Consider the following 13,518-nt stretch of genomic DNA (forward strand, 5'->3'; position numbering starts at 1 on the left):
GGGTGGGGCGGCGCGGGCCTTGATCACGAAAGGGGGCCAGGGGACAGGCGTGCCGCCGTGAGGCCGCGGGTCCCCGGAGGGCTCCCTTGTGTCCCGCACCCGCCATTTCCATCTCAGACGGGAACCCATCCGCGGAGGGCGCCCGGCGCAGGTAGCGCGCGGGGGCTGCCACGCCTTCCTGCCCCCACGCGGGCCCATGAAGATCCATCACCTCACGGTGGCCGAGAGCCTGCGCAGCCTGGACAGCCGCGCGGACGGGCTGGCCAGCGCCGAGGCGGAGCGCCGCCAGCACGAGTTCGGCCCCAACGAGGTCTCCCATGCGCGGCAGGCGTCGCTGGTGCGGCGCTTCCTGCACCAGTTCACCCACTTCTTCGCGCTCGTGCTCTGGGCCGCCGCGGCCCTGGCCTTCGTGTCGGCGTGGCAGGAGCCCGGCCAGGGCATGGGGACGCTGGGGTTCGCCATCCTGGGCGTCATCCTCGTCAACGGGGTGTTCTCCTTCATCCAGGAGTACCGCGCGGAGCGGGCGCTCGCGTCGCTGCGCCGGCTGCTGCCCGGTGAGGTGAAGGTGCTGCGCGACTCCCAGGTCTGTCTGCTGCCGGCTTCAGTGCTGGTGCCGGGCGACGTGCTCCTCCTGGAGGAGGGGGATCAGGTGCCCGCGGACGCGCGCGTGCTGGAGACGCATGCCGCGCGGGTGAACAACGCCACCCTCACCGGGGAGTCCGTTCCTGAGCTTCGCGCGGCCGGGCCCAGCGACGAGGAGGACCTGGTGCACAGCCCCAACGTGGTGCTGGCGGGCACCTTCCTGACCACCGGGCGGCTGCGGGCGCTCGTCTTCGCCACCGGCATGCAGACGGAGTTCGGCCGCATCGCCCACCTCACCCAGGCGACGGCGGCGGAGCTGTCCCCGCTGCAGCGGGAGATCGTCCGGCTGGGACACATCGTCGCGGCGCTGGCGACGGCGCTCGGAGGCGTCTTCTTCCTCATCGGCCGCGCGTTGGGGCTCCCTCCCTGGGAGAACCTGCTGTTCGCCATCGGCATCATCGTGGCCAACGTGCCCGAGGGGCTGCTGCCCACCGTAACGCTGGCGCTGGCCATGGCGTCGCAGCGCATGGCCCGGCGCAACGTCGTCGTGCGCGACCTGGTCTCCGTGGAGACCCTGGGCTCGGCGACCGTCATCTGCACCGACAAGACAGGTACCCTCACGGAGAACCGGATGGAGGCGCGCGCCCTGTTCGTCGCCAGCGGCCGTCATGCCGTCTCGCCCCAGGCGCTGGCCGCGCTCGCCGCGCAGGCCTCGAGCCTGTTCGAGGGCGCACGGCTGTGCCACTCCCTCCAGGAGGTGCGTCGCGACGGGAAGCCGGTGCTCGCGGGCGACCCGATGGAGGTGGCGCTGGTGCACCTGGGCACCCGGGCGCGGCCGGATCCGCTGGAGGCGCGGCGCGAGGACGAGCTGCCCTTCGACCCCGAGCGCAAGCGCCTCTCCACCCTGCACCGCATGCCGGAGGGGCGCGTCCTCCACACAAAGGGCGCGCTGGAGTCCGTGCTGTCCCTGTGCCGGGAAGTGGAGACGGAGCAGGGCGTGCGTCCGCTGACGCCGGAGGTGGCCGGGCGCTTCCGGAGCGCGGGCGAGGCGCTTGCCCGCGAGGGACTGCGGGTGCTCGCCTTCGCGTACCGGCGCCTGCCGGAGGGGGTGGCGCCGTCGCAGTGGGAGGAGGACCTGGTGCTCTCGGGGCTGGTGGGCCTGGAGGACCCCATCCGCCCGGAGGTGCCGGCGGCCATCCAGCGGTGCCGCGAGGCGGGCATCCGCGTCATCCTCGTCACCGGGGACCATCCGAGCACGGCGGAGGCGGTGGCCCGGCAGGTGGGGTTGGTGCGCTCGGAGCGGCCACGGGTGCTCACCAGCGCGGAGCTGCGGCGGCTGTCGGACACGCAGTTGCAGATTGCCCTGGACGCGCCCGAGGTCCTCTTCGCCCGCGTGGCCCCGGTGGACAAGCGGCGCGTGGTGATGGCCCTCAAGCGCAAGCGCGAGGTGGTGGCCGTCACCGGGGACGGCGTGAACGACGCGCCCGCCTTGAAGGAGGCGCACATCGGCATCGCCATGGGACTGGCGGGCACCGACGTGGCGCGCGAGGCCGCGGACGTGGTGCTCGCGGACGACAACTTCGCCAGCATCGTCGCCGCGGTGGAGGAGGGGCGCGCCGTCTACGCCAACATCCGCAAGTTCCTCACGTACATCCTCACCTCCAACGTCCCGGAGGTCGTCCCCTACCTGGCCTTCGTGCTGCTGCGCATCCCGCTGCCGCTGAGCATCCTGCAGATCCTCGCGGTGGACCTGGGCACGGACATGCTGCCGGCGCTGGCCTTGGGCGCCGAGCCACCCCATGCCCGGGTGATGCACCAGCCGCCCTCGGCCTTCCGGCAGCGGCTGCTGGACGCGCCGCTGCTGCTGCGCGCCTACCTCTTCCTCGGGGTGATGGAGGCCGCGGCGGGCATGGCCGCGTTCTTCTTCGTGCTGGAGCGCGGCGGATGGAGCTACGGCGAACCGCTGGCGTGGAACGCGCCACTGCATCTGCGGGCCATGTCCGCGTGCCTGGCAGCCATCGTCGTGATGCAGGTGGCCAATGTGCTCTTGTGCCGGACGGAGCGCGCGCCCACGTTCTCCGTGCGGCTGCGCGACAACCCGCTGATGCGGGTGGCCGTGGCGGTGGAGCTGCTGCTGCTCGGGTTCATTCTCTATACGCCTTGGGGAAACCACGTCTTCGCCACGGCCCCGCTGCCCGTGTCGTTGTGGCTCTTCGTGCTGCCGTTCGCCGTGGGGATGCTGGCGCTGGAGGAGGGGCGCAAGGCGTGGGTGCGGCGCCCATGAGCTGGAGGGCGGGAGCGCCGTCCCATCGAGAAGGCGCTCATCAATCCAGAGGCACACGCTACCTGGGGCCGTGGGGACATGGCCGTCAGCGTCCTGGATGAGCACGCGAGCCCCCGCGCGCCAGGGGTTGCATCCGGCCGCGGCCGTGCGCTGCGTCCATATGAGGAGGACGCGCGCGGGGAGGCCCCGCCACCACGTCGTGTGACTCGACGCACGGCCGCGACGTCCAGGGAGGCGCCATGTCGCTCGCAAGGTTCTGCCGTAAGCCGGTGGCCATCATCCAATCCACGCAGAGCGTGGCCGAGGCCGCGGAGACACTTCGCGACCAGCACGTGGGCGCGCTCGTCGTGGTGCAGGAGGACCTGCGTCCGGTGGGCATGCTGACGGACCGGGACATCGTGACCCGGGTGCTGGCCGCGCGGAAGGACGCCACCGCCACCTCCGTCGCGGACGTCATGTCACCCAAGCCCTTCGTGGCCCGCCTGACGGATTCCATCGACATGACCCTCTTCGCGCTCCGGCAGCACGGCGTGCGCCGCCTGCCCATCGTGGACGAGCAGGGACGCGTGGCGGGGCTCGTCTCGCTCGACGACCTCTGGGTGCTGCTTTCCGCGGAGCTGGACCAGACGGCCGCCGTCGTGCGCGACAACCAGGGGCCGTGAGGCGGCTCCCGCCAGGACCGCTGGATGGGCGGGGGCGCCACTCGGCGTCCCTCAGCGTGGCCCGGTGGGGCCGGAGTTGACCAGCGCGCCGCCGCCGAAGTCCGGCGAGCCCTCGTATGTGCCGACGACGATGTTGGCGCCGTCCCGGTCCGTGGTGACGTCCCCTGGCAGGACATCACCTCCTAGTGAGCCCACGCCCCGGCGCACCCAGCGCGTCTGGCCCCCGGCATGCCGCGTGTCCAGCGAGACCTCCGATGCCTGGGGCCCGGACGTCTCCACGGGCTCCGGAGCACAGCCCGCGCCCAGCGCCACGCCCGGCCCCCACCCCGTGATGGCCCACGCCTTCATGCCCGTCATCGCCGCCTCCGGCCCGCTGGAATCCGCGCCCGTGGAGGGCGCGGTGCGGAAGGAGGGTTGTCAATGCCCGCCGCCTCGCACACCCGTGCGGAGGTCGCACGGGCGTGTTGGCGCGCCTGGAAGGGCGGACCGGGTGCTTACGCCTTGCCCTTCTTCTCGCCTCCACCGATCTGGATGCGCTTGGGCTGGACCTCGGGGCGCTTGGGGACGTTCAGGGTGAGCACGCCGTCCTTCAGCTCCGCGCTGACGTGGTCCACGTCCACGCCCTCCGGGACCGTGAAGGTGCGGCTGAAGCTGCCGTGGCTGCGCTCGAACGTGAAGTAGCGCTCGCCCTCCTCGCGCTTCTCCTCCTCGCGCTTGCCGCTGATGGTCAGCCGCTGCCCCGTGACGGAGATCTCCACGTCCTCCTGCTTCATGCCCGGCAGGTCCGCCTTGAAGACATAGGCGTCCTTCGTCTCCTTCACGTCGAAGTCCGGGGCGAGCGTCCAGCCCTCCTCGCCTCCTGGCATCATCCTGCGCAGCAGCGCCGCCGGCTCCGAGTGGAGCAGCTCATGCATCTGCGCGAACGGGTCCCACGTCTGCTCGCTGCGCGCGAGCTCCCGCGCGCGCCGGATGGGAAGCAGTGCCATGACTCATCTCCTCGCCGGTGCCGTGTGCCGCGCGGCATGCGCGGGGGCCTCCGGCTCCATGGGAACGATGAATCGTCACGTCCGTGATGCAATGGGCCGGGCCGGCTTCGCCCTGCGCCCGGTCCCCGCGCCGCCACCCTGCGGAGGGGCTCACCCCCACTGGAGGACAAGGGCCCCGTCACCCTCCAGCACCGTCCGCGTCCGGGGAGCCAGTCGGCGGGCCTCGCGGTCCATGACGCCGCACAGCCACTCGGCGTCCCTCAGCGTGGCCCGGTGGGGCCGGAGTTGACGCAGCTGCATCGGGACCATGCGCAGGCTGACGAGCTGGCCGCTCATCGGTGCCACTGACGCCAGGTACATCAAGGCCAGGTCCGGCCGGTAGTCCTCGTGGCCGTGGATGCCCTCATAGTCGTTCAGGAAGTCGCCGCAGCCGTGGAGGATGAGCTTGCCCTGGTGGACTTCAATGCCGCGGGGGTGGTGCGAGGAGTGGCCGTGGACGACGTCCACTCCGGCCTCTTCGATGAGCGCATGGGCGAAGGCCCGCTGGGCCTCCGGCACCGCGTAGCCCCAGTTTCCGCCCCAGTGGATGGAGGCGAGGACGACGTCTCCCTTTTGCTTGATGGACGCCACCCGCTCGCCCAGACGCCGCGCCGTGGCGAGGGACAGGTCGGGCAGCAGGTCCACGCCCGGCCTGTTCATTCCCGCCGCCCACGCTGGCGGGATGCCGCTGCTGTCGTCTCCGAACGAGAACACGACGACCCGCTTCCCAGCTCCTACCTCCAGGCAGGTGGGGCGCCGGGCCTCCTCCAGGTCTTCTCCCAGCCCCGCGGTGGCGATTCCCAGGCGACGGAGGGTGGTCAGCGTCTCCGTCAGCCCCGGGTAGCCCCAGTCGAGCACGTGGTTGTTCGCCATCGCGCAGCAACTGACTCGGGCCGCCGTGAGACAGGCGGCGTTCTCCGGATGCATGCGGTAGTGGATGCCCTTGTCGGGCCACCACTGCTCGCTCGTGGTGATGCTTGTCTCCAGGTTGATGATCCGGACGTCGGGCTCGGCCTGCGCCAGCGCGGCGAGCGCGTCTCCCCAGATTTCACCGAAGCCGACGGGCTTTCGGATGGGGCCGTTGCGCTCCTCGGCGAGCACGACGTAGTCCCGGGCATCCTTCAGGTAGGGCTCATGGATGCCGGGTGGAGCAGGGTGGGGCAGCACCTGATCAATGCCCCTGCCTGTCATCACGTCGCCGCAGAGGAAGAGGGAAATCAGCCTCTTGTCCTGGTGGCCAGGAGTCATCAGTAGGTGAGCGACTTCTTGGTGGTCACGGCATGGACGGAAGAGATGCGCTTCTCCACCTCTTTCGCGTCGTGGCCGCGCGGGCACTTCGGCGCTCGCTCGTCGTGCTCCTTCATGGACATGAACGCGGTGAAGGGCTCCTGGCACTTGCGGCAGAAGAACTCGTACATGGGCATGGCGTGCTCCCCCTTTGAAGAAAGCTGGGGTCCGTCACCGGCAGGTGGCAGGGCACGAGGCGCCATCCAGCCGCCGACGCGCCAGGCCGGGCTTATTGCCTGGAACATTCGAATGAATATGGAAGTGGAAACCCTGAACCGTCGAGGGCCGACAATTCCCAGGGGGTGGTGGGTGAGATGCCACCATTCCGTCGTGTAGGATTCGTGTCCCCAATCAGCTTCAACCGGAGGCAGGCCCTTGATCAGCTCTCTCATCCGCCAGGTCGTCAGCACGGTCCAGACGGCGGTCACGAAGCCTCCGGTGGCCCCGGCTCCGTCCACGCCTCCTTCCTCCGCGGCGCCGTACTTCCAGGACGGCCTGGACGCGGCGAAGGCCAGCCTCGTGAACCTCAGTGGCCATGGGAACACGCCCTCAGCTGTGACCGCCGCGAGCGTGGACTCGCCACTCACGAAGGCGAGCAGCGGGGAGAAGGTCGGTCCGGAGTTCATCCACCTGGGCGCGGGATGGACTCCGCAGGGGCAGGGCTACGACGCCGGGCGCGGGGAAGTGCTCACGACCTATTACAACGACGACCACCGGGTGCTCCTGTCCGTGCAGGACAAGGACTCGGGGAAGGAGACGCATCAGGCCGTGCTCGGTGGACCGCCGCCCGCGGGTCCTCCCAGCCATGGTGGTGGCGTCTCCACGGACGGCGACCACGTCTACGTCTCCGACACGGACCACATCTACGTCTACACGCGCGAGGAAGTCGAAGCCGCGCAGAGCGAGTGCCGTGAGGCCATGCCCTCGCAGGTCATGGATGTCCCGAAGCCTGAAGGCCTGACGGATCCGGCCACGGGCATCGGGCTTGTCTCCGCCGGCAGCTACATGACCGTGAAGGACGGCTACGCGTATGTCGGCGGCTACAGCAAGGACGGCGATGGCAAGGCCGGCGCTGTCTGGCGGTACAAGCTCGACGAGAAGACCGGCGAGCTCGTCGAGGACTCTCGCGAGGGCCCCATCCGTGCTCCGGACCGCGCGCAGGGGATGACCATCGTCGACGGCGGCATCATCTTCACCACGGGCGACAAGAAGCTCGTCTATCAGCCGTTCACGTCCACCGAGGACACGTTCTCGGCGGACATCGGCAAACGGGTGGACATCGGCAACGGGCTCATCGACCCCTACGCCCAGGGCGTGAACATCGTCGATGGCGAGATCTGGGTCACCTACGAGAGTGGCTCGCACAAGTACCGCGACAACGTGGACGAGCCCCGCGAGCACATCCAGCGCATCCCGCTGGAGGATCTGGACCTCGCGGCGGGATGCCTCACGGCGGAACAGCTCGAAGGCTGAGAGCATGTTGGGCTGGCGCGGGTGGGTGCTCCCCCTTGTGCTTGAAGGCCTCACCCACCACCCGCGCATGCGCCGCTACTCGAGCTTCGACGTGGCGTCGACGGTCAGCTCCAGTGTCGTGAGCGCCGGATCCTTGAGGATGTCCGCCGCGTTGAAGAGCACGGGACGGAAGTGCTTGCCGGAGAAGAGGTCCGCCTGGTCCGCGAAGTGCGGGGACGCCGGGTCGGCGGACTGCGCGTAGGAGAGGACCGCGTTCGCCTTGGGCCCTTCAGGCGTGAACTCCATCACCATGAGGAAGCTGGTCCCGAAGTCGACCAGGTAGCCTTCCGGCGTGAGCCCCGTGCCAGGGGAGAGCAGCGGGCCCTTCGGCTGGGACTGCGGCAGCAGCGTCGCGTTCGCGCCGGAATAACCGACGACGTTGGTGACGCCCTCGAAGGCCGCGCCGCCGTGCAGCGGCACCTTGCGGTCGCCCTTCCAGGCGAACTGCACGTCGCCCAGCTTCGTTCCCGCCGCGATGCCCGCCTTGCCCAGGAGCGCCACGGCCTCCGCCAGCTTCTGGTTCACCGGATCCACGCCGGTCTCCGGCGCGGGGACCAGCCCCGCTGGCGTCACCGCCGCCCGGGCCGGATCGAAGGGCTGCGCGAAGAGGGCGCCCCGGTCCACGAGGTCGGAGCGGTTGAAGCCGTTCAGGAACTCGCGCCAGACGATGGCGCCCTGGGAGTCCAGCTCCAGCCGGCCATCCCACGCTGCAATCAGCTGGCACGCCTCCGTGATGTCCACCGGCGCGCCGTCCACGACGACGGGATCCGCGCCCTGGCAGCGCTGCACCACGGCCGTGCGCAGCTGCTCCGCCACCCAGGTGCGGTTGCTCAGGATGGCCTGCTCGGCCTCCTCGCGCGTGAAGCGCCCATCGCTCCCGGCCGCCGCGGCGTCACCCTGCTCGGTGATGAGGGTGAGGTTCATGTGCGAGCGCGTGCTCATGCGGCCGCGCGTCCCGAAGATCTCGTAGAGGAAGGGCAGGTCGAGCAGGGGCTGGGCAGGGTTCGTGAACGTCGCCGGGTCATTCGCGTTCATCACGAAGTCCGTGCGGCGCAGCTGCGGCATGACGGTCGTCGGCACCAGTCCGTGCGACTCGCTGTCCAGGCCCACCCATTCGTCGCGGGACGTGCTGCCGTCCAGGAGGACGAGCCCCAGCGACGCGAACACCGGCGCGTCCGGCGTGGACTCGAGCGAGTCGCGGTACGCCGCGACGGTGGCGGGGCTCAGGTAGGGGACCCGGGACGCGTCCACGTAGCGCGTATCTCCATCCGCGCTCGCGAGCAGCGTGTTCACCCAGGGCGCTCCGCGCACGGTGCGCTCCACGTCCTCGGCTTCACCGAGGTCACGAGCCGTGTTCAGGCGCACCCAGTGCTCCGCGAAGCGCGGGTTGTCCTCCGTCGCGTCGCGCGTCGTGTACGCGGTCTCATCCGTCCAGTCCGCGCCGGGACCGGCCAGGATGGGGCCGTAGTGGCTGCGCCAGAACGTGCGCGTCTCCTGCGTCATGCCGCCGTCGTCCCCTCGCACGTTGACCGTGACGGTCCGCGACGTCATGCGGCGGGTCGTTCCGTCATAGACGTATGCCGTGGGGTCACCCGGCACGAGCTTGAGCCGGTACAGCGTGAGGTGGCTCGACGCCGTCACGGTGTGCGTCCACGCGAGGTCCCGGTTGAAGCCGATGTTGATCGCCGGCACGCCCAGCAGGGACACGCCGTACACGTCGAGCTTGCCGGGGATCGTCTGGTGGCTCTCGTGGAAGCGGAGGCTGCCTTCCCAGGGGAAGTGCGGGTTGGCCACGAGCATGCCCCGGCCGCTGGCGGTCTTCTCGCGGCCCAGCGCCCAGCCGTTGCTCCCCAGCTCATCCTTGCGCGGCGACAGCGCGAGCGGCCTCGACTGGAGCCGCTCGCCTCCCGTCCCAGCGCTCGGAGGGTGCGCGTTGCCCACGTAGCCGAGCAATGGCACCAGCGTGTCGAACAGCGACAGGTCAAAGTGATACGCGAGCAGATCGTACGCGCTGATGGGCTTCACCCACGCGGCGCCCCGGCAGGGCTCGGGACGCTGAGCCGCCGGCACGTCCGCGAGGTACTGGTTGTAGCCAGCGGCATAGCCCTGCACGAGGTCGCGCAGCTCCTGTGACTGCTCCGCGAAGCTGGCCTCGGCGCGGGTCCGCAGCGCGAGCCCCAGGTAGGTGAAGTCGCTTTCGAGGAAGGCGTCCTGCGGGCCCCGGCCCAGGTAGCGGGCGCGCTCGCCACGGACCTTGAGGAACTGATCCGCGAGGATGCAGACCGCGTCCTGCGCCTGCGCGTAGCCGATGCCGGCGCCCAGGCCGCGGTAGCCATCCGCCTGGATGTGGGGGACGCCGTAGGACGTGCGGTGCAGGGTGGCCTTGAGCGGGGATGGCGCCGGTGGATCGTCGTTCCGGCAGCCGCCAAACGCCGTCAGGGTCAGCAACAGGGACAGGGAGAAGCGGGAGGTGCGCATGTGTCACAGTCTCGCAAACGGGGCTGACCAGGATATTCGTTTTGTGCGCGTATTTCAGTCTGTGAGGGAGGGTGGTCCTGGCCTGCTTGTCTTGATTGAAGAATTATCATTGGGTTCAATGGTAGTCGCGTGTGCTGCTCCGCGCGCGCCGAGCCCTTCCCCGGGGGCCGCGCGGAAGTGAGTTCGCACGCATGTCCCAGGCCTCCCCGGCCCCCGTGACCTTTGATGCCTCGCCCGCCCAGCGCGGCCTGACGCTCGAACCCCGGACGCTGGAGGCCCTGCGCGAAGGCGTCGCCGCGCTGCCGGACAGCCCGTTCGCGTTGCGCGTCCATGAGTTGCTGGAGTGCCTGAGCCTGGGCGTGGCCGGGGCCTGCCTCCGCCGCATGCGCGAGTTCGACGTGCTGGCGCGCACGCTCCCGTCCCTGGGACGGCTGAGCCCGTTCGCGTGGGAGGGGCTGTTCTCGATCGGGGAGGCCATGGAGCGGCTCCATGCCCAGCGGCGCGTGCTCGGTCATCCGGCACGGCTCGCGGCGCTCCTGCTGCCCCTCGCGGATCCTCCGGCGCTGTCGGGCGTGGACGCGCCCGTGCCCCTGGCGGAGCTCGTGCTGGCGGGGGACGACGCGGAGCGGCCGCCGCTGGTGGAGGACGGGCTGGCGGTGCTGGCGGCGCAGCGGGTGTTGCGCCAGGGCCCTGACAGCGCGGGAGCCGCGGAGTTGCTCGGCTCGCACCTGCTGACGGAGGCGCTGGACGTGTACGCGCTCACGCTCGATGCCACGGGCGGCTCGCGGCAGGTCCTGGAGGCGTGGCGCGCGAGGCAGGGCGCATGAAGCTGTTGTCCCTGCTGTTCCAGGCGTCGAAGGGCCGCTTCCTGGCGTCCGTGCTGGCCGGGCTCGTGTCCGGCGCCTGTGGGGCCGGGTTGATCGCGATGATCAACCCGGCCCTCGCGCGCACCCAGGCCCATGGGGCCGTGGAGGTCTCGCTCTTCGTGGGGCTGGTCGTCGTGGCGCTGGTGTCGCGTATCGCGGCGCAGGTGTTGATCAGTCAGATCAACCAGGACTCGCTCTTCGACCTGCGCTTGAAGATGAGCGCGCAGATCGCCCGGGCGCCGTTGCGTCAGCTGGAGGAGCAGGGCTCCCACCGGCTCCTGTCCTGGGCCCCATCGACCTGGAGCTGCGCCCGGGGGAGCTGCTGTTCATCGTGGGCGGCAACGGCGGCGGGAAGACCACGCCCGCCAAGCTCCCGAGTGGGATACGGACCCGGATGCCTGTCCTGTTCGACCTTACAAGTAATCAAAGCTCTATTGGAAACTCAGAAATGCTGCACCGCGGACCGCTTCGTGAGCGCGATGACGGACCGGCTGTACGTCTTCGACCGGTAGTGGAATCAGGTGGCGGAATCGTCGCATCCGCTCTTCGGCGAGGTCCACGACATCCTGGTGAGCCGGATGGCGTGTGGGTGACGGCGACGGCGTCGGATGCGCTGATCAAGCTCGGGTGGGATGGCCACCTGCTGCGCTCGTGGAGCTGGCGCAAGGACGCCCAGTTGGCGGAGGCGTTGGGGCTCGCGGCCTGGGCCGGGGAGGGGGCGGAGGTCGACTATCGGGATCCGCGGCAGCTTCCGCCGCTCTATGACTTCGTCCACATCAACAGCGTGGCGCGCGCGCCGGAAGGACTGTTGCTGTCCTTCGGCTTCGTGGCGTCGGGTGCGACGCGCAGGTTCCAGAGCCTGCTGGGCCTTCCCGGACGGATCCTCGAGGGCATGGGCATGGACACCCCGCTGGCGAAGCCCTCGCGCATGTTCGCGATGCGCTTCCTGGGCGCCCGCTATTCGTCAGCCACCTGGCTGGGCGTGTTGCTGCCGGAGGACGGACCGGCGCGCATCGTGGCGCGTCAGGAGGGGGTGAAGATTCCCAACCACAACCTGCTCTGGAACGAAGACGCGCTCGTCTTCAACGACACGCACTCTTCCCAGTTCGTGAGCCAGAAGCTGGACCTCCACCAGGAGCGAAGCGAATTGCTCTGCAAGCTGGGTGACAACGTCCACGAATGCGTCTACGCCGTGCATGCGGTGCCGGACACGTTCGGGGAGCCTCCCGAGCAGCTCGGGTCTTCCGCCGCTCCACCGGTGGACGTCGCGGTGGACGTGGGTCCCCGCGCCGTGGCGGTGGGGAGCTGACTGACGGCGTCCCGGAAGGAGCAGGCCATGGCGTACATGCTGGTGGTGAGGCAGACCCTGGGCGGGAAGTCCCAGACGGCGGAGGAGAAGCGCGTCTCGGCGGACCGGATGGAGCGGATGCTGGGCTTCAGGGCGGCGCTCCAGGAGCGCGGCATCCTCGTGGCGGCGGACTCCCTGCGTTCGGACGAGGAGGGCATCCGGGTGGAGCGGCGCGACGGGAAGCTGAGCTTCAGCGACGGGCCGTTCACGGAGTCCAAGGAGATCATCGGCGGCTTCTTCCTCATCAACGTGGATACGCGCGAGGAGGCGGTGGAGTGGGCCACGCAGTGCCCCGCGGCGGAGTGGTCCACCGTCGAGGTCCGCCAGTGTGGTCCCTGCTACGACCCGTGAGCGGGACGAGCTTCATTCGCGAAGCTCGCCCCGGGAGAGCCAGAGGCCTGGCAGCAGGGGAAGGTAAAAGCTGAAGCCGCGGAACAGCACCGTCGCGGAGAGCGCCGCGGCCAGGGGCACGCCCATGAGCGTCAGCGCCCCGGTGGAGGCCGCCTCGAAGGTGCCCAGGCCTCCGGGGATGACGCCCAGGGTCCGCGCCAGCGCGGACAGCATGAAGGCGGTGAAGACGCTGGTGGGCGCCGCGTCCACACCAATGGCGCGCAGCAGGGCCCAGAGCGTTGCCGCGTCGAGCAGGTGGATGATGAAGTTGAAGCCTGTCGCCTCGGTGAGCACGCGGGCGCTGTGCGCCAGCTCCGGCGGCGCCTCGGAGAGGGCGTGCAGCAGCGTCCTCGCTCCCGGAATCCGCGCGAAGCCGCGGGGCGGCCGGTGGCCTGCGTCCCCCCGGGACAGGCGCAGGAGGAAGACGATGAGCGCGCCGCTGAGCGCGATGAGCACCGCCGTGGCCCCCCACACCAGCGCCCGCGCTTCGCCAATCCAGTCCGCCATGCCCAGCGCGACGAGCAGCGCGAGGATGAGCGCGGTGTAGTTGGTCATCGTCTCCACCACCACGCAGGCCATCACCGGCCCCCGCGCCACCCCGCGCCGCTCCAGGCCGTGGACGATGAGCGCCGCGCCGCTGATGCCGGCGGAGGGGAGGGCCTGGTCGACGAAGAGCTTCGCGAAGCTCATCGCGTAGAGGGCGCCCAGGGACACCCGGAAGCGCGTGCGCCGCAAGACCGCGCGCCATACCGCGGACTGCGACAAATACGTCGCCGCCTGGAGCAGCACGGCGACGAACAGCCACGCGGGGGCGGACTGCTTCAGCAGGCGCGCGAACTCGCGCTCGTCGGAGGCGCGCGCCACCACCAGGATGAGCGCGGCCAGCAGGGCCAGCCCGAAGCCCCAGCTGCGCCAGCCCCGCCGGGCCGCCACTTCCGGCAACCCTCCGCCCGGTCTCGTTTCAAGGGGACCGGGCCCCACATGCGGCCGGACTCCCGTCACGTCTGGGGCCTCGCGCCGTCCCACCCGCGAGACGGGCCTCCCCCGGTCATCCCGGGCCCGTGCCCTGGGGCGGTCCGGGGTG

13 protein-coding genes are annotated in these 13,518 nt (G+C 70.4%); 7 read left to right on the plus strand and 6 right to left on the minus strand.

The window, feature by feature from the left end; all coding sequences use genetic code 11:
- Positions 1 to 196: 196 nt before the first annotated feature.
- A complete protein-coding gene (locus D7W82_RS33875; RefSeq protein ID WP_120622264.1) occupies positions 197 to 2,866 on the plus strand; it encodes a cation-transporting P-type ATPase in 2,670 nt (889 codons plus the stop codon).
- Positions 2,867 to 3,105: 239 nt separating this feature from the next.
- Positions 3,106 to 3,528, plus strand: a complete 423-nt coding sequence (locus D7W82_RS33880; RefSeq protein WP_120622265.1) for a CBS domain-containing protein — start codon at positions 3,106 to 3,108, stop codon at positions 3,526 to 3,528.
- A 51-nt stretch (positions 3,529 to 3,579) separates the two neighbouring features.
- On the opposite strand, the gene D7W82_RS33885 is transcribed toward D7W82_RS33880, so the two are convergent.
- From D7W82_RS33885 to D7W82_RS33900, 4 genes are all read right to left on the minus strand, one after another.
- Positions 3,580 to 3,885 (minus strand): hypothetical protein, encoded by a 306-nt coding sequence (locus D7W82_RS33885; RefSeq protein ID WP_120622266.1) that lies wholly within the window; start codon positions 3,883 to 3,885, stop codon positions 3,580 to 3,582.
- A 137-nt stretch (positions 3,886 to 4,022) separates the two neighbouring features.
- Entirely contained in the window at positions 4,023 to 4,514 is a 492-nt protein-coding gene (locus D7W82_RS33890) for an Hsp20/alpha crystallin family protein (protein WP_120622267.1), read from the minus strand.
- A 150-nt stretch (positions 4,515 to 4,664) separates the two neighbouring features.
- The gene (locus D7W82_RS33895; protein WP_120622268.1) at positions 4,665 to 5,801 is read right to left on the minus strand and encodes a CapA family protein; all 1,137 of its coding nucleotides are present in this window, start codon (positions 5,799 to 5,801) and stop codon (positions 4,665 to 4,667) included.
- Complete coding sequence (locus D7W82_RS33900; protein WP_120622269.1) at positions 5,801 to 5,977, minus strand: FmdB family zinc ribbon protein; 177 nt, start codon at positions 5,975 to 5,977, stop codon at positions 5,801 to 5,803. Before D7W82_RS33900 ends, D7W82_RS33895 begins: the two co-directional genes overlap by 1 nt.
- Before the next feature lie 238 nt (positions 5,978 to 6,215).
- Here D7W82_RS33900 and D7W82_RS33905 point away from each other — a divergent pair, with 238 nt between their 5' ends.
- Positions 6,216 to 7,313, plus strand: coding sequence for a hypothetical protein (locus D7W82_RS33905; protein WP_120622270.1), 1,098 nt, complete (start codon positions 6,216 to 6,218; stop codon positions 7,311 to 7,313).
- 75 nt (positions 7,314 to 7,388) lie between these two features.
- Here D7W82_RS33905 and D7W82_RS33910 read toward each other — a convergent pair whose 3' ends face one another.
- Positions 7,389 to 9,830, minus strand: coding sequence for a penicillin acylase family protein (locus tag D7W82_RS33910; RefSeq protein ID WP_120622271.1), 2,442 nt, complete (start codon positions 9,828 to 9,830; stop codon positions 7,389 to 7,391).
- A gap of 191 nt (positions 9,831 to 10,021) precedes the next feature.
- On the opposite strand from D7W82_RS33910, the gene D7W82_RS40695 reads away from it, so the two are divergent.
- From D7W82_RS40695 to D7W82_RS33925, 4 genes are all read left to right on the plus strand, one after another.
- The gene (locus tag D7W82_RS40695; RefSeq protein WP_158617775.1) at positions 10,022 to 10,657 is read left to right on the plus strand and encodes a hypothetical protein; all 636 of its coding nucleotides are present in this window, start codon (positions 10,022 to 10,024) and stop codon (positions 10,655 to 10,657) included.
- A complete protein-coding gene (locus D7W82_RS40700; protein WP_158617776.1) occupies positions 10,654 to 11,208 on the plus strand; it encodes a hypothetical protein in 555 nt (184 codons plus the stop codon). The genes D7W82_RS40695 and D7W82_RS40700 overlap by 4 nt, the downstream gene beginning before the upstream one ends.
- A 77-nt stretch (positions 11,209 to 11,285) precedes the next feature.
- On the plus strand, positions 11,286 to 12,005 hold the full coding sequence (locus D7W82_RS40705) for a hypothetical protein (protein WP_158617777.1): 720 nt from the start codon (positions 11,286 to 11,288) through the stop codon (positions 12,003 to 12,005).
- Positions 12,006 to 12,032: 27 nt separating this feature from the next.
- On the plus strand, positions 12,033 to 12,395 hold the full coding sequence (locus tag D7W82_RS33925; RefSeq protein WP_120622272.1) for a YciI family protein: 363 nt from the start codon (positions 12,033 to 12,035) through the stop codon (positions 12,393 to 12,395).
- A gap of 12 nt (positions 12,396 to 12,407) precedes the next feature.
- On the opposite strand, the gene D7W82_RS33930 is transcribed toward D7W82_RS33925, so the two are convergent.
- Positions 12,408 to 13,367, minus strand: coding sequence for a lysylphosphatidylglycerol synthase transmembrane domain-containing protein (locus tag D7W82_RS33930; RefSeq protein WP_158617778.1), 960 nt, complete (start codon positions 13,365 to 13,367; stop codon positions 12,408 to 12,410).
- Positions 13,368 to 13,518: the final 151 nt, after the last annotated feature.

Source organism: Corallococcus sp. CA049B, assembly GCF_003611685.1.
GTDB lineage: Bacteria > Myxococcota > Myxococcia > Myxococcales > Myxococcaceae > Corallococcus > Corallococcus coralloides.

Coding starts and splice junctions, on each gene's coding strand:
- D7W82_RS33885 (WP_120622266.1), bottom strand. CDS start 3,885: ATGACGGGCATGAAGGCGTGGGCCATCACGGGGTGGGGGCCGGGCGTG.
- D7W82_RS40700 (WP_158617776.1), top strand. CDS start 10,654: ATGAAGCTGTTGTCCCTGCTGTTCCAGGCGTCGAAGGGCCGCTTCCTG.
- D7W82_RS33875 (WP_120622264.1), top strand. CDS start 197: ATGAAGATCCATCACCTCACGGTGGCCGAGAGCCTGCGCAGCCTGGAC.
- D7W82_RS33880 (WP_120622265.1), top strand. CDS start 3,106: ATGTCGCTCGCAAGGTTCTGCCGTAAGCCGGTGGCCATCATCCAATCC.
- D7W82_RS33910 (WP_120622271.1), bottom strand. CDS start 9,830: ATGCGCACCTCCCGCTTCTCCCTGTCCCTGTTGCTGACCCTGACGGCG.
- D7W82_RS40695 (WP_158617775.1), top strand. CDS start 10,022: ATGTCCCAGGCCTCCCCGGCCCCCGTGACCTTTGATGCCTCGCCCGCC.
- D7W82_RS33900 (WP_120622269.1), bottom strand. CDS start 5,977: ATGCCCATGTACGAGTTCTTCTGCCGCAAGTGCCAGGAGCCCTTCACC.
- D7W82_RS33895 (WP_120622268.1), bottom strand. CDS start 5,801: ATGACTCCTGGCCACCAGGACAAGAGGCTGATTTCCCTCTTCCTCTGC.
- D7W82_RS33925 (WP_120622272.1), top strand. CDS start 12,033: ATGGCGTACATGCTGGTGGTGAGGCAGACCCTGGGCGGGAAGTCCCAG.
- D7W82_RS33890 (WP_120622267.1), bottom strand. CDS start 4,514: ATGGCACTGCTTCCCATCCGGCGCGCGCGGGAGCTCGCGCGCAGCGAG.